This window comes from Pseudogulbenkiania sp. NH8B (genome assembly GCF_000283535.1).
GTDB lineage: Bacteria > Pseudomonadota > Gammaproteobacteria > Burkholderiales > Chromobacteriaceae > Pseudogulbenkiania > Pseudogulbenkiania ferrooxidans.
This window is the reverse complement of the sequence record NC_016002.1, coordinates 692,556-708,809: the sequence shown is the minus strand read 5'-3', so window position 1 is coordinate 708,809 and position 16,254 is coordinate 692,556. Positions and strand designations below refer to the sequence as shown.

The following is a 16,254-nucleotide window of genomic DNA, read 5'->3' as shown; positions in this document are numbered from 1 at the left end:
GACACACTCCCTCGCCCGGGTCAGCGATGTACCTCCGCCTGTTGCGCCTGTTCAAGACCGTGGGGGAATGCGGCACCCGGTATGGTAGACCTTTTGCAAGGCGATCCACGCTTCTCCCCGCTGGCGCGGGGATCATCGTACTTCCTCACGTGGCTGGAAGCGCTTCATCGGTTCATCCCCGCTGGCGCGGGGATCACGCCTGCTCGGCAAAGCGCTGGTCCGTCTCGCCCGGTTCATCCCCGCTGGCGCGGGGATCACACGGCGCAGATCCCTGACAGGATGGCGAACGGCGGTTCATCCCCGCTGGCGCGGGGATCACGGCCTAGTCGCATGACCGTTGCCCGTCCTGTTCGGTTCATCCCCGCTGGCGCGGGGATCACCTACACCAAGATGCTGATGGCCGCCGTTGGCTACGGTTCATCCCCGCTGGCGCGGGGATCACTACGCGCCCTGTACGCCTGAGGTCTTGTCAAGCGGTTCATCCCCGCTGGCGCGGGGATCACTTTTGCTGAGCCTCTTGCATGTTTCGCTTCCACGGTTCATCCCCGCTGGCGCGGGGATCACGGCAATAATTTAATTAGGGACTGCGCACTTACCGGTTCATCCCCGCTGGCGCGGGGATCACCTGGTCGACAACTTGGGCGGGGATTTCGTTGTCGGTTCATCCCCGCTGGCGCGGGGATCACAGCCGCTGCTTGTAGTGCGCATCGGGCTGGAACGGTTCATCCCCGCTGGCGCGGGGATCACGTTCTAAAGCTATACGAAATCGACGCCTACGGCGGTTCATCCCCGCTGGCGCGGGGATCACCACTTGAGGAGGCCGAGGGCGACCCGATAGGGCGGTTCATCCCCGCTGGCGCGGGGATCACAACACCAGCGACCTTGCCGAGTTGCTGCACCACGGTTCATCCCCGCTGGCGCGGGGATCACCACCAGCCCCAAAGAGTTTTTGCGTGTCATACGGGTTCATCCCCGCTGGCGCGGGGATCACATTGGGGGTCGTGCGCGTCGATCGCCATACCGCGGTTCATCCCCGCTGGCGCGGGGATCACTCCAGCGTCAGGCGCTTCTGGCGGGCCTCCTCCGGTTCATCCCCGCTGGCGCGGGGATCACAACCTGATTACCTCTAAGTTACCTCGATGTTACGGTTCATCCCCGCTGGCGCGGGGATCACGCGAATAGGGTCCACAAGCTGGCCTCAGATGGCGGTTCATCCCCGCTGGCGCGGGGATCACCTGCCAGCGCTTGATCAGCTCGCCGACGTCGTCGGTTCATCCCCGCTGGCGCGGGGATCACCGTCAGCGCACCGCGCCGAAGCCGGGCGGCGGCGGTTCATCCCCGCTGGCGCGGGGATCACATCCAGCCACCCTGCAGCCCTTCGCGCACGATCGGTTCATCCCCGCTGGCGCGGGGATCACATAGCCATAGTGGCCATGCATGGCTGCCAAGTCGGTTCATCCCCGCTGGCGCGGGGATCACCACGACCAGCCATAGAAATATTGACCCGTATACGGTTCATCCCCGCTGGCGCGGGGATCACAGATTCGCGGTTTTTACCGTTGCGAGTGCGGGGGGTTCATCCCCGCTGGCGCGGGGATCACGGCTTGATCGGCCAGCGCCTGCACCTGTTGGGCGGTTCATCCCCGCTGGCGCGGGGATCACGTAGTAGATTTTCGAGCTGTTCGGCAGCGCGACGGTTCATCCCCGCTGGCGCGGGGATCACACCGCGCCGTACATGCCGCGCTGCATGGCCAACGGTTCATCCCCGCTGGCGCGGGGATCACTGGGGAGTGGACGGCTCAATTGTCCACGGCGCCGGTTCATCCCCGCTGGCGCGGGGATCACCTCCTCCCGCGAGCGCCAGGATGGCGGACAAACGGTTCATCCCCGCTGGCGCGGGGATCACCCGATCACTGGGGGCTTTCTGCTGTCTGTCGCCGGTTCATCCCCGCTGGCGCGGGGATCACTGACTCCGACCAGGCCTGGAATGCTGCTCTGGCGGTTCATCCCCGCTGGCGCGGGGATCACCGGTGTCATCGGAACAGCATCATTTGTGCCCGCGGTTCATCCCCGCTGGCGCGGGGATCACCCCCTTGCGATGCCCGTCCCGTCGTTGGGTGACGGTTCATCCCCGCTGGCGCGGGGATCACTGATACGACTCATCCCGCCCGACCGCCGACAACGGTTCATCCCCGCTGGCGCGGGGATCACATGGCGCCATGCCCGGCGGACGGTTCCAGCGCCGGTTCATCCCCGCTGGCGCGGGGATCACAAGCCCACGTTCGACAGCGAGGGCCGGCTGAACGGTTCATCCCCGCTGGCGCGGGGATCACACCACGTGGGCCTTGTGCGAGGTGGGCCGCTACGGTTCATCCCCGCTGGCGCGGGGATCACCTCGGCGTCCTTGTTGATCACGTCGCCGCCGCCGGTTCATCCCCGCTGGCGCGGGGATCACAAGAACTTCACGCCGGTGGCTTTGGCGGCGTCCGGTTCATCCCCGCTGGCGCGGGGATCACGCCGCGATCTTGGCCCCGGTGCTGTCGTACTGCGGTTCATCCCCGCTGGCGCGGGGATCACGAGACATACGTTCGATAGACGGAAACACAAATCGGTTCATCCCCGCTGGCGCGGGGATCACAGGGTCTGGTCTTTGTCGATCAGGCCGAACCACGGTTCATCCCCGCTGGCGCGGGGATCACATCAACAACGCGGCTCGGAAGTGGAACGTGAACGGTTCATCCCCGCTGGCGCGGGGATCACGATCGGATTCTGCTGGCGACCGAACAACGCGACGGTTCATCCCCGCTGGCGCGGGGATCACGGCGAGAAGGCCACCTGCGTGTTCCGCCACGTCGGTTCATCCCCGCTGGCGCGGGGATCACTCATGCGGCGAGTCCATGCTGTAGACGCAGTGCGGTTCATCCCCGCTGGCGCGGGGATCACGCCGCTCCAGTCCGCCAAACAACACGTGGTGTCGGTTCATCCCCGCTGGCGCGGGGATCACTTATTGGCGAGCGCCCGCTGTATCTCGTCCAACGGTTCATCCCCGCTGGCGCGGGGATCACTGGGCATCCTGTTGATAACCCTGTGGATAAGTCGGTTCATCCCCGCTGGCGCGGGGATCACCATCGCTCTACCAAACGTTGCTGCTCGAAGAACGGTTCATCCCCGCTGGCGCGGGGATCACACCGCCCAATCAACCTCTTTATCAAGGGAACGCGGTTCATCCCCGCTGGCGCGGGGATCACCCGCTCGTCGATGCCGCCACGTCGGCCAACGACGGTTCATCCCCGCTGGCGCGGGGATCACGAGGCGGCCGACGATACCGGGTACTGGATCAGCGGTTCATCCCCGCTGGCGCGGGGATCACAGGGGACAGCCGATGGCACCAACTGGGGCAGCCGGTTCATCCCCGCTGGCGCGGGGATCACGCCTCACGGAGCCGTGCCATCAGATCATAGAGCGGTTCATCCCCGCTGGCGCGGGGATCACCGCTATCGAAATCAGTACCAGACCCGGCACACCGGTTCATCCCCGCTGGCGCGGGGATCACAAGTTCAGCCGGTTCTATAGCAAGCCGATCGGCGGTTCATCCCCGCTGGCGCGGGGATCACGAGGTGGCGACGCCGGGCGCGGCGGGTGGTGCCGGTTCATCCCCGCTGGCGCGGGGATCACTGCTCGGCAAACTTGCGCATCATGGCGTCGGTCGGTTCATCCCCGCTGGCGCGGGGATCACGTGCTGTCGCCCTATGCAACTTTTGCCATTGGCGGTTCATCCCCGCTGGCGCGGGGATCACGGACTGGGCGGTCGTGGTGGGTTCGGAAATGACGGTTCATCCCCGCTGGCGCGGGGATCACTGCCCTGCCGGTCCGGCGTACTGCGGCGCGTCCGGTTCATCCCCGCTGGCGCGGGGATCACTAGGTGAGGGACGGGATTCGCTGCGGCGGGGGCGGTTCATCCCCGCTGGCGCGGGGATCACACAAGGGCGAGCGGTTAGACGATGACGCGCTACGGTTCATCCCCGCTGGCGCGGGGATCACTAGTCCACGATGGCGATGTCGTCGCTCTTCACCGGTTCATCCCCGCTGGCGCGGGGATCACGCCAGCACGTGGACCGCGCACCAGGACCGCGACGGTTCATCCCCGCTGGCGCGGGGATCACGCCAGCCGTGACGATGTAGTCCGCGGCAGCGACGGTTCATCCCCGCTGGCGCGGGGATCACACCAAAAATAAACCTTTGAACCATAAGGCTTATTCGGGGAGGCAAAAATCTACCGCTTTTTCCTCCGGTTTTCAAGCCGAATTTCAGATTGTTAAAGAAGGGAGATTCAAGCGGTGTCGGCGTCGTCCAGCGGCAGGAAGGACACCAGTTTGGCACCGTCGAATTCGGCCGGGATACGCCGGTTTTCACCTAACGTCATGAAGTCGAAACCGGCTTCGGTGGGAGCTTGCCAAGCGATGACGGCGTTACCGTCCTCTATCCCCTCCTCCACCTGTTGCCAGAGGTAATCACGGATGCGGCGGTTGTAGTTGCCCACGTAAACGCCGGCACGGATCTCCAGCAGCCAGATGGCCAAGCGGCCGCGCAGACGCGGAGGGGCATTTTCAAGCACGATGACCAGCATCGCCCAGGCTCTCCTCGTTGGGAATGGCGGCATCGACCACGCCTTCGGGGACCGGTTTTTCCAGTCCGCCTGCATCCAGCATGGCCTCGATGTCGGGAATGATGCGCTCGAGCAGCTTGCTCTTGCGGAACATGTCCCGGCATTTCAGGCGCACGTCGCGCTCGACCTGACCACCACCCTTGGCCGCCACGGCAAAAGCCACCGGCACGACAGTTTCGAATTTGTAGATATCGGCCACGTCATAAACAAAGGAGAGCGGCTTGCCGGTATGGATGAAACCGATGGCCGGGGCGTAACCGGCGGCCAGCACGGCGGCCTCGGTAACGCCGTAGAGGCAGGCGGTAGCAGCAGACAGGCAGCGGTTGGGGATGTCGGCCTTGTCCCAATCGCTGTGATCGTAGTTGCGTGCCTGCCAGTCGACACCGTATTGCTTCGCCAGTTGTTGGTACATGGCGCGCACCCGGCTGCCCTCGATGCCACGCAGCTGCTCGATGCTGCGCCGTTGCGGCGGCTCGTCGCCGAAACGGCGGCGATACATTTCCCTCACGACCTTGAGCCGAGCATCGTCGTCCAGCGCCAGCCGCGCCTGGTACAGCAGTTTGTCGGCGCGGGCACCGCCGGGCTGACCGGAGGAATAAAAGCGAACGCCAGCTTCGCCGACCCACACCAGCAGCGTGCCGACCTGCGCCGCCAGTTTGCAGGCCGCGTGCGAGACCCGCACGCCGGGCTCCAGCATCAGGCAGGCGACGCCGCCCACCGGAATATGGGTCCTAACACCCGTAACGTCGATGGCGACGAAGGCGCCGTCCAGCACGTCGAGCTGACAGCGCTCGACGTACAGGACCGACAGCCGCTCCTTAATGGGAATGGGTTTGAGTGGCGGGAGCATCAGGTCAGCCGGCGTATCAGCAGCAAGCCGCAGCCAAAACCGCGTGCACGGCCGATGCCGCCTTGCAGCGCTTCAAGCAGCCTGGCGGGGTCGGTCACCTGCGCCACGCCCTGGTAATCCACTTCGGTGAAGCGAATATTCCGCTTTTTGTGACGCAGGTGCTGCTGACGGTCGGCCAGCACCTCCAGCCCGCCGATGTTCAGCCCCAGCGCATCGGCTCGGGCCAGCAGCCAGTCGCGGGCAGCCTGTTGCATTTCCTCGGCCAGTTGCGCCGGCAGCAACTGCTCGCGCAGCCGATGCTTGACGCTCATCATCACGTCGTCGCGTACCGAGCGCCGTCCCGGTCCCTGCGCGCGCGCCACGGTGGGATTGGCGCGCAGCGCAAAGGCGATCTCGTCACCCTCGGCCAGTTTCGGGGCAAACGGCTTGGTGTCGATCAGCAGACCGGGCAGCGCTTGCGGCGGACGCTGCGAGACGACATAATACTGCGGTAGCCCCTGCTCTCCCTGATCGATGCGGAAGACGAAGTCGCGCCGGGCATCCTCCTTGGCAAAGGCGCGCCACACCAGCGCATGGTGCAGGTAGGCATCGCCGGCGATGAGCCGCTGGATTTCGTCATGAGGCAGCCCGGCGAGGTCGACGCGAATACGAGAAAACCAGCTCATGCCTCACCTCCATCCAGATGCACGTTCTCGCTGCGCGGGGCGAACTGCCAGCGACGTCGGGAAGTCGGCTGGTCCAGCCTCACCACGGTGAAACTGGCGTCCATGCCGGCCTCCGCGTCCAGCCTGGCATCCCAGTAGTAGCGCGCCGGGCCGCCATCGGGCGGCAACCGGTAGCAGCGATACTCCTTCTCGTCGTCGATCAGGACGCGCTCGTGTTCGCCGACCCACTGGTCCAATGCCGCCTTCAGGGTGGCCGCCTGTCGTTGCAACGGAGCCAGCGGCAGCCCCAACGGGCAGGACTTGCGCCCCAGGTACAGCGGAAAATGGGGATGCTGCAAAGCGTGCGCCAGTTGAGCCAGGGTGTACGGCGCATCGGGCAAGGCTTCCACCGCCACCACCGCTAGACTGTCGCAACGATACTCGCGGCTGGAGAGCAGGGTTCCCAGCTCGGCGCGGGTGACTTCCTCTCGCCGGGTACGGTAGCTGACCTTAGGGCCAGGCTTGGGTTTGTCCACCTGCTGTACGGTGTGGTAATCGCGCAGCAGGCTGCCACCACTTACTTGCTTGACGCCGAATCGGTAGCCTCGGGACAGGCGAGCCTGGCCGGCTTCGTCGTCGCGCCGCACGCCCAGCGCCGCGCCCAACAGGCCCAGCAGCGCCGAGCGCGACGGATAGCTGGCGCTGGCGCGCTGCTCGCCCACGGCGACTTCGCCCCAACTGACCATGGCTCCGTACAGGCGGAAAACCAGGTAGTCGCGCATCATGCGTCCCCGAAGCCGTGCGGATCAGCCGCGAAGGCCAGCAGTTCAGCCAGCCGCCCTTGTCCCTTGAGCACATCGAACTGGGCACGGCTGGCGGCGCAGTCACCGTACACCGCATCCATCTTGGCACGCAGCGTCTCCAGCTCATCCACCGCCCGTGCCGCCACGTCGCCGCCCTTGACCGGTTGGACGAAAGCCAGCGACAGGCTGCGCGGCTGGCGCGTGCCCTTTTCGGCCAGCGCATAATGGGCGTAGGCGCGGCTAGCGAAACTGTTCTGCTTGCCGCTCGGCGCGACGGTGAGCGCGGCTTCGACCAGCGCCTGGATCGCGCGCAGGGTCAGTTCTTCATCGCCGCCCAGATTGCGCAGCAACTGGTCGCGGTCGATGCACAGGTACTGGTAGAACACGGCGGCAGCGAAACCGGCCTCGCCGACGTGCCCGGCACCACTATCCTCATTGTTCAGGTCGTCCACGGCAGTGAAGAAGTCATCTTCGATCGCCGAGGCGTGCACGCCGATGGCGTGGGCGACCTGGACCGCCGCCTCTTCGTTGAACTGGGTCTTGGCCGCGAGCATGCGCCCGAACATGGCGATATCCACGGCATGGACCTTCTCCAGCAGGGTGTCCAGTTCTTCTTGCAGCGGCGCGCGTTTTTCGGCGATCAGCGTGGTGACCAGTTCGTCCAGCTTGTCATGCTCGGCCGGGGCGATGTGCACCAGTTGCTCGATCTCCAACCCATCCTTCTGCAATTTGCCATACACACCAGCCAGCTTGCCGGCCCAGTCTTGGGCGTCCTTTTCCTTGATGCCAGCCGCGATGAACCGATCGTAGGCCTCGCGCCCCAGCCGCTTGGTGCGGGTGCCGACATGACCGGCCAGCGCCTGCTGGAACACTTCAGAAGTGCGCCAGGCGCGCTTGAGGCTTTGCGACGACACGCGCAGACGGTCTATGCCGCCGAGCTTGGCGGTCTTGGGGCGCCCCAGATCGTCGCGGTTGAGATTGGACGGCGGGAACGACACCAGCAGATGCAGTTGAACGAAACGGGTCATGCAGATTCTCCTTGGAGTTCTTGAGAGGCGGCATCAGGGGCGGTGGCAAGATGGTGAAGCGCCCGGTAATAGTCATTGGCCCAGCGGGCACGGATGGTAAAGCGTGGATCAACGGCACGGTGCAGACGATGCTCGGCCACCCAAGCCAACAGATCTTCGGCCAGCTGCACGATGTCCAGACGATGGCCCAAGAGCGACAGGGAGCGCCGCAACAGCTGGAACAGTTCGTCCTCCGTCTCGCAGCGCTGGATCTGCTCGAACCGCAGGGTGGACAACACGGGCCGTTCTCCCTCGGTCTGTCCGGCCCAGTGCGCCCAGCTGCGGCCATCCTGAGAAGGCTCCTTGACCTGCGGCAGCAGGCCGGCCAGCAGGGCGAACACCGTCGTGTCCCGCCGCTGCCAATCGCGTCCGGCGTACGCCGCCAGCCGGGCGGCCAGCTGAACAAATGCCGGATGCAGACGCACGACGGCGAGCGATTCGGCGCGGCGCAGCTCGGCGCGGTCCTTGCGCCCCACGTGAAAGCCCTTGCCGGGCGTCTTCTCGTCCGGGTCCAGGGCCTGCCACCAATCGCGCAGGGTCTCGGCCTGCGCTTCATTCAGATAAAACAGACTCATGCCTCTGCTCCTTGTTGGGCGGCCAGCTCGGCGCTGACCCACTGCCGCGTGGCCTTGAACGGTTTATTCTTGTGCAGCCGCCCCTCCAGATCGGCCCGCGCCTTGACCACGCGCAGCATCTGCCTTGTGTCCGCCAGTTCTGTGAGCATGCTGCGCGTCCAGTTGTCGAACTGACGCAAAACCAGTTGCCTGGTTTGCTCGAGCCAGCGTTTGAACAGCGGGGCTGTGGTCCGGTGCGCGCCATCGGGCAGCTCCACCGCCTCGGCCAGGCTGCGGTAAAAACCGGCTTCGCTCTGCTGCCAGAAACCTTGCGCCACGGCGGGGTCCCCCGACTCGCTGCCCCAGGCCTCCCGCACCGCGCGCGCCAGCAAAGCGGCGCTTTCCTCGGCGATCTGCAACAGCTCGCCCACCAGCAGGCGGAAATCCATCCAGCGTTCCGCTGGCAAACGGTAAAGGGGTAGTCGGCTGTCGTTCCATGCCACGGCCTTCGCGTTGTCCATCTTGTAACCGCACGCCCACAGTGCCCCCGGCCGCTGCAGATGGCGGGTAATCAACGGCTCGCGATGGGCGTAAAAGTGCTCCACCACCTTTGCCGGCCGCTGCAATCCGTCGTCACCGCCCAGCACCATTCCCAGCCAATGGCGGTAAGCCACTCCGCCGGCCATGCCCTTGACCGGCAGCGGGGGCTTTTCCTGTTTGGCATCGTGGTTGTATGGCGACAGCGGGTGCGGCCAGGCACCGGAGTAATTGACGCCACCATGGCGGGTGCGATAGCGGGTATACAGCCGCTCGTGCGACTGACCGCATACCGCGCAGGTGCCGGACTGGATGGCATCAGTGTCGAGCCGGATACGACGCGGCAGGCCCCAATAAGCTTGCAGCGGATGAGCGTTGTCACCGCACGAGGTCTCGCGTCCGTCTTCGCTGTTGCGCGTGGCCGCCAGCCAGGGGATGAGGTCGGCTTGGCGGACCGGCGCCTCATGCCCCAGCACATCGAGGGGCAGCACGTTGAGCCAGAGTTGCTGCCATAACGTCAGCCCCTCCACCGTTACCAGCGTGGAAAGCGGCCCGCCGCCACGTACCGAGGTACGGATACCGCGCCCACCAGCCGGGGCGTTGGTCTGCAAGGTGAACAACGCCTGCGCCGTGCAGGACGGACAAAAGCCCTCGTCATCCGAGGGCTTGTTGAAATAGCTGTTGCTGTCGGAGCCGGCATCGATCAGCAGATTGCGCAGCGACAGCAAATTGGCTTTCAGTTCCGGGGCGGTGAGCGGGTCAAGGTCCTGGGCAAACGCCGGGCCGCCAGGGTTGTCCAGCACAAAGGCGTCTGCCCACGGGGCGAAAGCGGCGGCGAGCTCCTCGGAACTGGGCGGCGTCACGAAGCGGCTGCGCCAGGCGGCTTCGTTGTCGGGAGCGAACGCCGTCTGCAGCAAGCCAATCAGCAGTTGGTAGAGGGCTGCGCGGAAATCGGCGCGCGGGGCAAGCAATTCCTGCGGAGGATTGGGACCGCTGTCGGCGATGTCGCAGGGGCGGATCAGATCCCGGGAGCCATCCTTGCGCTGGATGGGGAGCCAGGTATCGACAAGGAGATGGAGTGTCATCATTGCCTCACTTCTTCTTCGAATGAAGGGAAATACGACGCCACTTCCCCTTCTCTTCATCCAGGCTTTCGTATTGAAAATGTTGGACCCTCAAGAGCGCCCAAACAACCAAGAACAGCAAAGCCAATACCACCGCAGACAAACTGAGGCGCGACCAAAGCCAGTCCCACAGTAACTCAAGCAAGCCCTCCAAGACATCTGAATTTTTCATTCCCCTTCCCCACGCCGATTGATTAGCGCTCACTCTATCGCACCGTGAGGAGCGCCGCAATGATAATTGTAAGGTTATATGTTCTATAGAAATTTTGGACGTAGCCACAATTCCGTGGCATCCTGATCTTCGTTGCTAGGCACACAACGTTCCCCACGCCACATAGGGGATGAACCAGTTATTTGGTCAATGTGTTCCCCGCGCCAGCGGGGAGAGCTGGATGGTCACCCAAGGCAGCTTGGGTGACCATATTTCACACGGAGTAAGGCCATGGGTTGGGACGTAACCGAAGTCAGCGTTACCAACGAGTTCACCTTGCTGGTGCGCTTCAAAGACGGCGTAGAAGGAGCAGTCAAATTCCTGCCGACCTTCTTCCGTGGCGTGTTTTCGCACCTGCATGATCCTGCGTTATTTCAGCAGGTCTCGGTGGTGGACGGCGTGGTCACTTGGCCCGGAGAACTGGATCTCGCACCGGATGCCATGCACGACGAATCAAACAACGCGGAGAATGGGTCCTGCAATAGGAAGACCGCCTGCCCCCATGAAGTCCAGGCTTAGTTGAGCGGCGATACATCGACTCCCTCTTGACAGCTATACCTCAACTCTTTTTCCCTGCCGCTCTCGTCCACCACACGCACGTGGCCAGCAGCCCCCTCCGCCACCAGAGGCAGGATGATGGCCGGCTCGGCCAACAGCGGTTGCTGGCTACGCAAGACCTGAATCGTCTCTGCATAGCGTTGCTGCCAGTCCGGCGCCAGCCCCGCCAGCACACCTGCCCGGAGCCGAACGCAGGACAGCGCCCAGGCGTGCGGCACGTCGCCGGCCCAGGGACGTAGCGAACCGTCGTCTCCTACCAGCGCCAGATAGACGTCCACACTCTCGTCGGCCAGCCGGGTCGCCGCCCTCGCCTCATCGTCCCAATGGCTATGACTGTCGCGGCTGTAACCGGCCTCCAGATTCAGCGCGTTAAACGCCGCCATGCTACGCCCCATGCCGTCCTTGCCGTCGGCTTCGTTCTCCCGGCGCTGCAACCCTTCCGGCACCACGGCCTCGGCGCCGTAAACCGCCTCCACCAGTTGGCGCACCGCCCCCGCTTCATCCGGTTCGCCGGGCGTGACGATGGCGCCGGCTCGCGCCAGCGCCTGCCAGCCCAGCCACAGGCAGCCGTGGTGCGGATAGACGTATTGCGCCTTGGGGAAGGCTCGGGCATACCAGTGATGGTCCGGCTCCTGGCTGACCTCGGGAGCCAGCAGGTAGAGCAGTGGTTCGCCGCGCTGGTCGGGTCCGCCATCACTCAGAGGCTGACCGGCAGCATCGCGTCGATGGCGATGCAGGCGTCCGGCGCGCTGGATGACGAGGTCGATCGGCGCCAGGTCGCTCACCATCATGTCGAAATCCAGGTCCAGGCTCTGCTCGACAACTTGCGTCGCCACCAGCACCTGGCCCCGGCGTTGCGCGGCTTCGCTCGCCTTGCCAAAGGTGTCGAGCGCCCGGTTCTCGATCTCCAAGCGGTCGCACATGGCAAAACGGCTATGGAACAGTGTCAGCTTTTCGGCCGGCACCCTTTCCTTCAGGAGACGGTACGCCTTCAGGGCATCACTGACGGTATTGCGTATCCAGCAGACGCAGCGCCCAGCCAGGGCCTCCTGCACGATGCGCTCGACCACCTCCTCTTCGCTATGCAGCCAGCGTACTCCCACCCGCCGTCGCAATTCGGTGCGGGTGGCCAGAGGATGAGTGGCAATGGAGCGGTGAGCATGGGTGAGCAGGGGATAACGCATCTCCGGTTCGGCCGGCTGTGGCGGTAGCCCCAGCCCTCTGCGGAAGGCGGTACAGAGTTCGCTGCGCATATGGGCCGGCAGCGTGGCCGACAGCAGCAGCGCCGAGCCGCCTTGTGCCGCGTGCGCTTGCAGCAGGGAACACAGCAGGCGGTGCATATAGGGATCGTAGGCATGCACCTCGTCCACGATCAGCACCTTGGAGGCGAGCCCTAGCAAGCGCAATGATTGGTGGCGTACCGGCAGCACGGCCAGCAGGGACTGGTCTAACGTCCCGACACCCACCTGCGCCAACAGCGACTTCTTGCGGCTATCGGCCAGCCAGGCGCTGCACAACGCGCTGGCGGCCGCCTCGTCCCGCCGATAATTGCGTTCCCTCCCCGGCTGCGGCAGCACGCTGTCGGTGAAATCGTCCAACAGTTGTCGGGCAGAATGCGCCAGCACCAGCGAGGGCGCCCCTCCGGGCTCGAACAGCTTGCGGTAGACGCTGCCGACGCGGCGATACATCTGATTGGCGGTCGCCATGCTGGGCAGGGCGAAATACGCACCCTCGGCCAGCCCTGCCTCCATCAGGCGCGACAGCAGGATCAGCGCAGCCTCGGTCTTGCCCGCCCCGGTAACATCTTCCAGCAGGAACAACTGCGGCCCCTCGGCCAGCGGCATCGTGTCGGCAAACTGCTGTAGCGGGGTGGGTGGCTTCAGGTAATCGAACAGGCCATCCAGCCCTCGATACGGCGCGCAGCCCAGCGGCGCCAGACCGCAGGCCTGCAACGCCCGGGCGGCCTGGGGCTTGGCGGTCTCATGCCAGTAAGTGTCCAGCGATGCCGGCGGATGGCGCCGATAAGGGAAGAACTCCGCGTTGGAGCCGATCCAGTCGGCCAGCACCACCAACCCTGCCAGATACCAGCCATGGCGCCGGATGACTTCTTCCAGACGCAAGCGGGAAACGGCAGGCGGCGGCGACGGCAGCAACACGACCGCGGCCGCATCGGTAAACGCCGCCGCGGCCTCGACATCCTCCGGGAAAAACCAGTTGTCGACCCGGGAAGGACAAGCGGCCAATCCCTGCGGCGGCTGGCCATGATGGCCGCACACCACTGCCAGCCAGCCGAACCAGCCCGTCGCCCCCTCTGGAGGCCAGACCTCATCCGGTTCAGCCGCTCCCAGCGGTAGGGCCAGGCAGCGTGTCGCCAGGGCGCGGCACCACAACCAATAGCCCAGGGTATCGTGGCGCGGACCATACACCTTGCGATCGTCAGCCGGCATCAGGTCGGGAGACAGATTGGGTACCAGCCCCTGGAACGCCCGCGAGAACTTCCCCAGATCGTGCAAGGCTGTCAGAAACACCAGCGTGTCCCGCAACGCGCTCTCCGGCCAGCCCAGCTCCTCAGCCATCCGCCCCAACCGGGCAGATTGGCCCGGCAACAGTGCCGCCAGTACCGCCGCGACGTCGAGCGCATGCAATGGCAACAGGTGATACTCGCCGTCCGGCCTGGTCTTGCCCCAATAGCGCCAATAAGCAGGAGACGAGAAAGGCACGCAATCATCCATCGGCATTCTCCGAAACAAGAATAAAAAATCGGCCCACGGCCCCGCCGACCGTACAGGTCAAGCAAGCCATGAGCCGATCAGCATACTGTGCGGCGGCTTACCATGCCATGCCGGATGAATACGCCCCACCTCGTTGCCATCATGTCTGGCCCCCGTTCACGAGTAGCTCAAGCCCTCCGCCTTGCCCCAGAACACGCGGTAGGCGTACACGGTGTAGCCGACGATGGTGGGCAGCACCACCGCCGCCCCCCACAGGATCACGGAGAGCGCCTCGGGGCTGGAGGCCGCCTGCCAGATGGTGAGGCGGCCGATGACGATATCGGGGAACACGCTGTAGGCCAGGCCCCAGAACGACAGCAGCACGATGCCGACGGTGGCGGCGAAGGGCAGCCAGCACAGCGTGTCATTGCCGGCCGCCTGACGCCGCGCCAGCCGCGGCAGGCTCAGGGCGAGCAGCACGAACAGCGCCAGCGAACCCAGCGGCAACGGCAACAGCAGCAGGAAATCGGGCAGCACGAACCACTTGGCGGCGATGTGCGCGCTCGCCAGCGGCGTGGCGATCGACACCGCCAGCACCGCCAGCCCGGTACCGTACAGCGCGCGGCGCGCCCAGCCGATGGCGCGCGCCTGCAGCGCCCCGCGCGTTTTCATGATCAGCCAGCCGGCGCCGAGCAAGGCGTAGGCTGCCGCCAGCCCAAACCCGGCCAACAGCGCGAAGCCCCACGCCGCCGCGCCCGGCGCGAAGCCGGTGAGGTAGCGCCCCAGCATCACGCCCTGGCTCAGCGCCGCCAGCAGCGAACCGGCGGCGAAGGCCGCATTCCACCACGGCTGGTGCGGGTCGCGCGCCTTGACGCGGAAGTCGAACGCCACGCCGCGCAGGATCAGCCCGAGCAGCATCAGCGCCACCGGCAGGTAGAGCTCGCCCAGGATGATGCCGTGCGCCAGCGGGAAGGCCACCAGCAACAGCCCCACGCCCAACACCAGCCAGGTCTCGTTGGCGTCCCAGAACGGCCCGATGCTGGCGATCATGGTGTCGCGCTCGGCCTTGGCACCCAGCGGCAGCAGGATGCCCACCCCCAGGTCGTAGCCGTCCAGGATCACGTAGGCCAGCAGCGAGATCGCCATCAGGCCGGCGAACACCACCGGCAACCACAGTTCCGCGTTCATGCTTGTTCTCCTGCCAGGTTGGCCGAAAGCGGGAGCTCATCGTGCTTGCCCGCCTTGCGCGCCAGATAGAACACCACCGAGACGTAGCTCGCCAGCAGTACCAGGTACAGCGCCAGGTACATCAGCAGGGTGGAGAGGATCATGCCGCCCGGTACCGACGAGGCGGCATCGGCGGTGCTGAGCACCCCGGTCACCAGCCAGGGCTGGCGCCCGATCTCGGTGACGTACCAGCCCGCCAGCGTCGCCAGCCAGCCGGAGAAGGTCATGGCGGTGAGCAGCCGCGTGGTCCAGCCCGCCGGTTCGCCGCGCCGCAGCTGCCAGGCCGCGAGCCACGCCGTCGCCAGCATCAGCACGCCGACCGCCACCATCGCGCGGAAGCTCCAGAACACCTTGCCCACCGGCGGGTGCCGGCCGGCAAACTCGTTCAGACCGCGGATCTCGCCGTCTGGCTGGTGCGTGATGATCAGGCTCGCCAGCTTGGGGATGCCGATCTGGTAGCGGTTGGACTGGCTCGCCTCGTCCGGCAGCGCGAACAGCAACAGCGGCGCGCCGCGCTCGGTGTGCCACACCCCCTCCATCGCCGCGAGCTTGGCCGGCTGGTGATGGAAGGTGTTCAGACCGTGGGCGTCGCCGGCGAGGATCTGCAAGGGGATCAGCAGCGCCGCCAGGTAGACGCCGGTCGTGAGGCTGTGGCGCACCGCCCTCACCCGGTCGCCGCGCCCCCAGCGGTAGGCCGACAGCCCCGCCACCAGGAACGCCACGGTCAGGCCCGAGGCCAGCAGCATGTGGATCAGGCGGTACGGCATCGACGGGTTGAAGATCACCTCCAGCCAGCTGGTGACGTGGGCCTGGCCGTTCACCATGGTGAAGCCGGCCGGGGTCTGCATCCAGGAGTTGAGCGCGATGATCCAGAACGCCGACACTGTGGTGCCGAACGCCACCAGGAAGGTGGCCAGGGTGTGCATGCGGTTGGACACGCGCGAGCGGCCGAACAGCATGATGCCGAGGAAGGTCGCCTCCAGGAAGAACGCGGTCAGCACCTCGTAGGCCAGGAGCGGCCCGGCGATATTGCCGACGGTGCGCATGTAGCCCGGCCAGTTGGTGCCGAACTGGAAACTCATGGTGATGCCGGACACCACCCCGACCGCGAAGGTCAGCGCGAACACCTTGACCCAGAAGCCGTAAGCCTCCATCCACGCCTCGTCGCGCGTGGCGTTGAAGCGCCATTTGAAGAACAGCAGCACCCAGCCCATGGCGATGCTGATGGTCGGAAACAGGATGTGGAAACTGATGTTGGCGCCGAACTGGATCCGGGCCAGGGTAACGGGATCGAACTCCATG

At 65.5% G+C, this 16,254-nt stretch carries 12 protein-coding genes and 1 CRISPR repeat array; of the genes, 1 reads left to right on the top strand and 11 read right to left on the bottom strand.

Annotation, left to right across the window (positions count from 1 at the left end; translation table 11 throughout):
* Nucleotides 1–107 precede the first annotated feature (107 nt).
* Nucleotides 108–4,224: direct repeats of the CRISPR family, unit length 29 nt; unit sequence CGGTTCATCCCCGCTGGCGCGGGGATCAC.
* Between the two features lie 106 nt (nucleotides 4,225–4,330).
* Genes cas2e through NH8B_RS20710 form a run of 8 tightly spaced genes read right to left on the bottom strand, consistent with a single transcriptional unit; the run spans nucleotide 4,331 to nucleotide 10,417 of the window.
* Nucleotides 4,331–4,627, bottom strand: coding sequence for a type I-E CRISPR-associated endoribonuclease Cas2e (gene cas2e / locus NH8B_RS03385; protein ID WP_014086019.1), 297 nt, complete (start codon nucleotides 4,625–4,627; stop codon nucleotides 4,331–4,333).
* Complete coding sequence (cas1e, locus tag NH8B_RS03380) at nucleotides 4,608–5,516, bottom strand: type I-E CRISPR-associated endonuclease Cas1e (RefSeq protein WP_014086018.1); 909 nt, start codon at nucleotides 5,514–5,516, stop codon at nucleotides 4,608–4,610. Before cas1e ends, cas2e begins: the two co-directional genes overlap by 20 nt.
* A complete protein-coding gene (gene cas6e / locus NH8B_RS03375; protein ID WP_014086017.1) occupies nucleotides 5,516–6,181 on the bottom strand; it encodes a type I-E CRISPR-associated protein Cas6/Cse3/CasE in 666 nt (221 codons plus the stop codon). The genes cas1e and cas6e overlap by 1 nt, the downstream gene beginning before the upstream one ends.
* Nucleotides 6,178–6,945, bottom strand: coding sequence for a type I-E CRISPR-associated protein Cas5/CasD (cas5e, locus tag NH8B_RS03370; RefSeq protein ID WP_198408189.1), 768 nt, complete (start codon nucleotides 6,943–6,945; stop codon nucleotides 6,178–6,180). Before cas5e ends, cas6e begins: the two co-directional genes overlap by 4 nt.
* Nucleotides 6,942–7,991: a type I-E CRISPR-associated protein Cas7/Cse4/CasC gene (gene cas7e, locus NH8B_RS03365; protein WP_014086015.1), complete on the bottom strand. Its 1,050-nt coding sequence runs from the start codon at nucleotides 7,989–7,991 to the stop codon at nucleotides 6,942–6,944. Before cas7e ends, cas5e begins: the two co-directional genes overlap by 4 nt.
* Nucleotides 7,988–8,605, bottom strand: coding sequence for a type I-E CRISPR-associated protein Cse2/CasB (gene casB, locus NH8B_RS03360; protein ID WP_014086014.1), 618 nt, complete (start codon nucleotides 8,603–8,605; stop codon nucleotides 7,988–7,990). Before casB ends, cas7e begins: the two co-directional genes overlap by 4 nt.
* Nucleotides 8,602–10,209, bottom strand: coding sequence for a type I-E CRISPR-associated protein Cse1/CasA (casA, locus tag NH8B_RS03355; RefSeq protein WP_014086013.1), 1,608 nt, complete (start codon nucleotides 10,207–10,209; stop codon nucleotides 8,602–8,604). The genes casB and casA overlap by 4 nt, the downstream gene beginning before the upstream one ends.
* A 4-nt stretch (nucleotides 10,210–10,213) precedes the next feature.
* On the bottom strand, nucleotides 10,214–10,417 hold the full coding sequence (locus tag NH8B_RS20710; RefSeq protein WP_148282933.1) for a hypothetical protein: 204 nt from the start codon (nucleotides 10,415–10,417) through the stop codon (nucleotides 10,214–10,216).
* A 270-nt stretch (nucleotides 10,418–10,687) separates the two neighbouring features.
* On the opposite strand from NH8B_RS20710, the gene NH8B_RS03345 reads away from it, so the two are divergent.
* Complete coding sequence (locus tag NH8B_RS03345) at nucleotides 10,688–10,975, top strand: DUF2442 domain-containing protein (RefSeq protein ID WP_014086012.1); 288 nt, start codon at nucleotides 10,688–10,690, stop codon at nucleotides 10,973–10,975.
* On the opposite strand, the gene NH8B_RS03340 is transcribed toward NH8B_RS03345, so the two are convergent.
* The 3 genes from NH8B_RS03340 to NH8B_RS03330 all read right to left on the bottom strand — a co-directional run bounded on the left by NH8B_RS03340 (nucleotide 10,972) and on the right by NH8B_RS03330 (nucleotide 16,253).
* Nucleotides 10,972–13,746 (bottom strand): CRISPR-associated helicase/endonuclease Cas3, encoded by a 2,775-nt coding sequence (locus NH8B_RS03340; protein ID WP_014086011.1) that lies wholly within the window; start codon nucleotides 13,744–13,746, stop codon nucleotides 10,972–10,974. The two genes, NH8B_RS03345 and NH8B_RS03340, sit on opposite strands and share 4 nt — an antisense overlap.
* Before the next feature lie 156 nt (nucleotides 13,747–13,902).
* The gene (locus NH8B_RS03335) at nucleotides 13,903–14,913 is read right to left on the bottom strand and encodes a cytochrome d ubiquinol oxidase subunit II (protein WP_014086010.1); all 1,011 of its coding nucleotides are present in this window, start codon (nucleotides 14,911–14,913) and stop codon (nucleotides 13,903–13,905) included.
* Complete coding sequence (locus NH8B_RS03330) at nucleotides 14,910–16,253, bottom strand: cytochrome ubiquinol oxidase subunit I (RefSeq protein ID WP_014086009.1); 1,344 nt, start codon at nucleotides 16,251–16,253, stop codon at nucleotides 14,910–14,912. The genes NH8B_RS03335 and NH8B_RS03330 overlap by 4 nt, the downstream gene beginning before the upstream one ends.
* Nucleotide 16,254 lies beyond the last annotated feature (1 nt).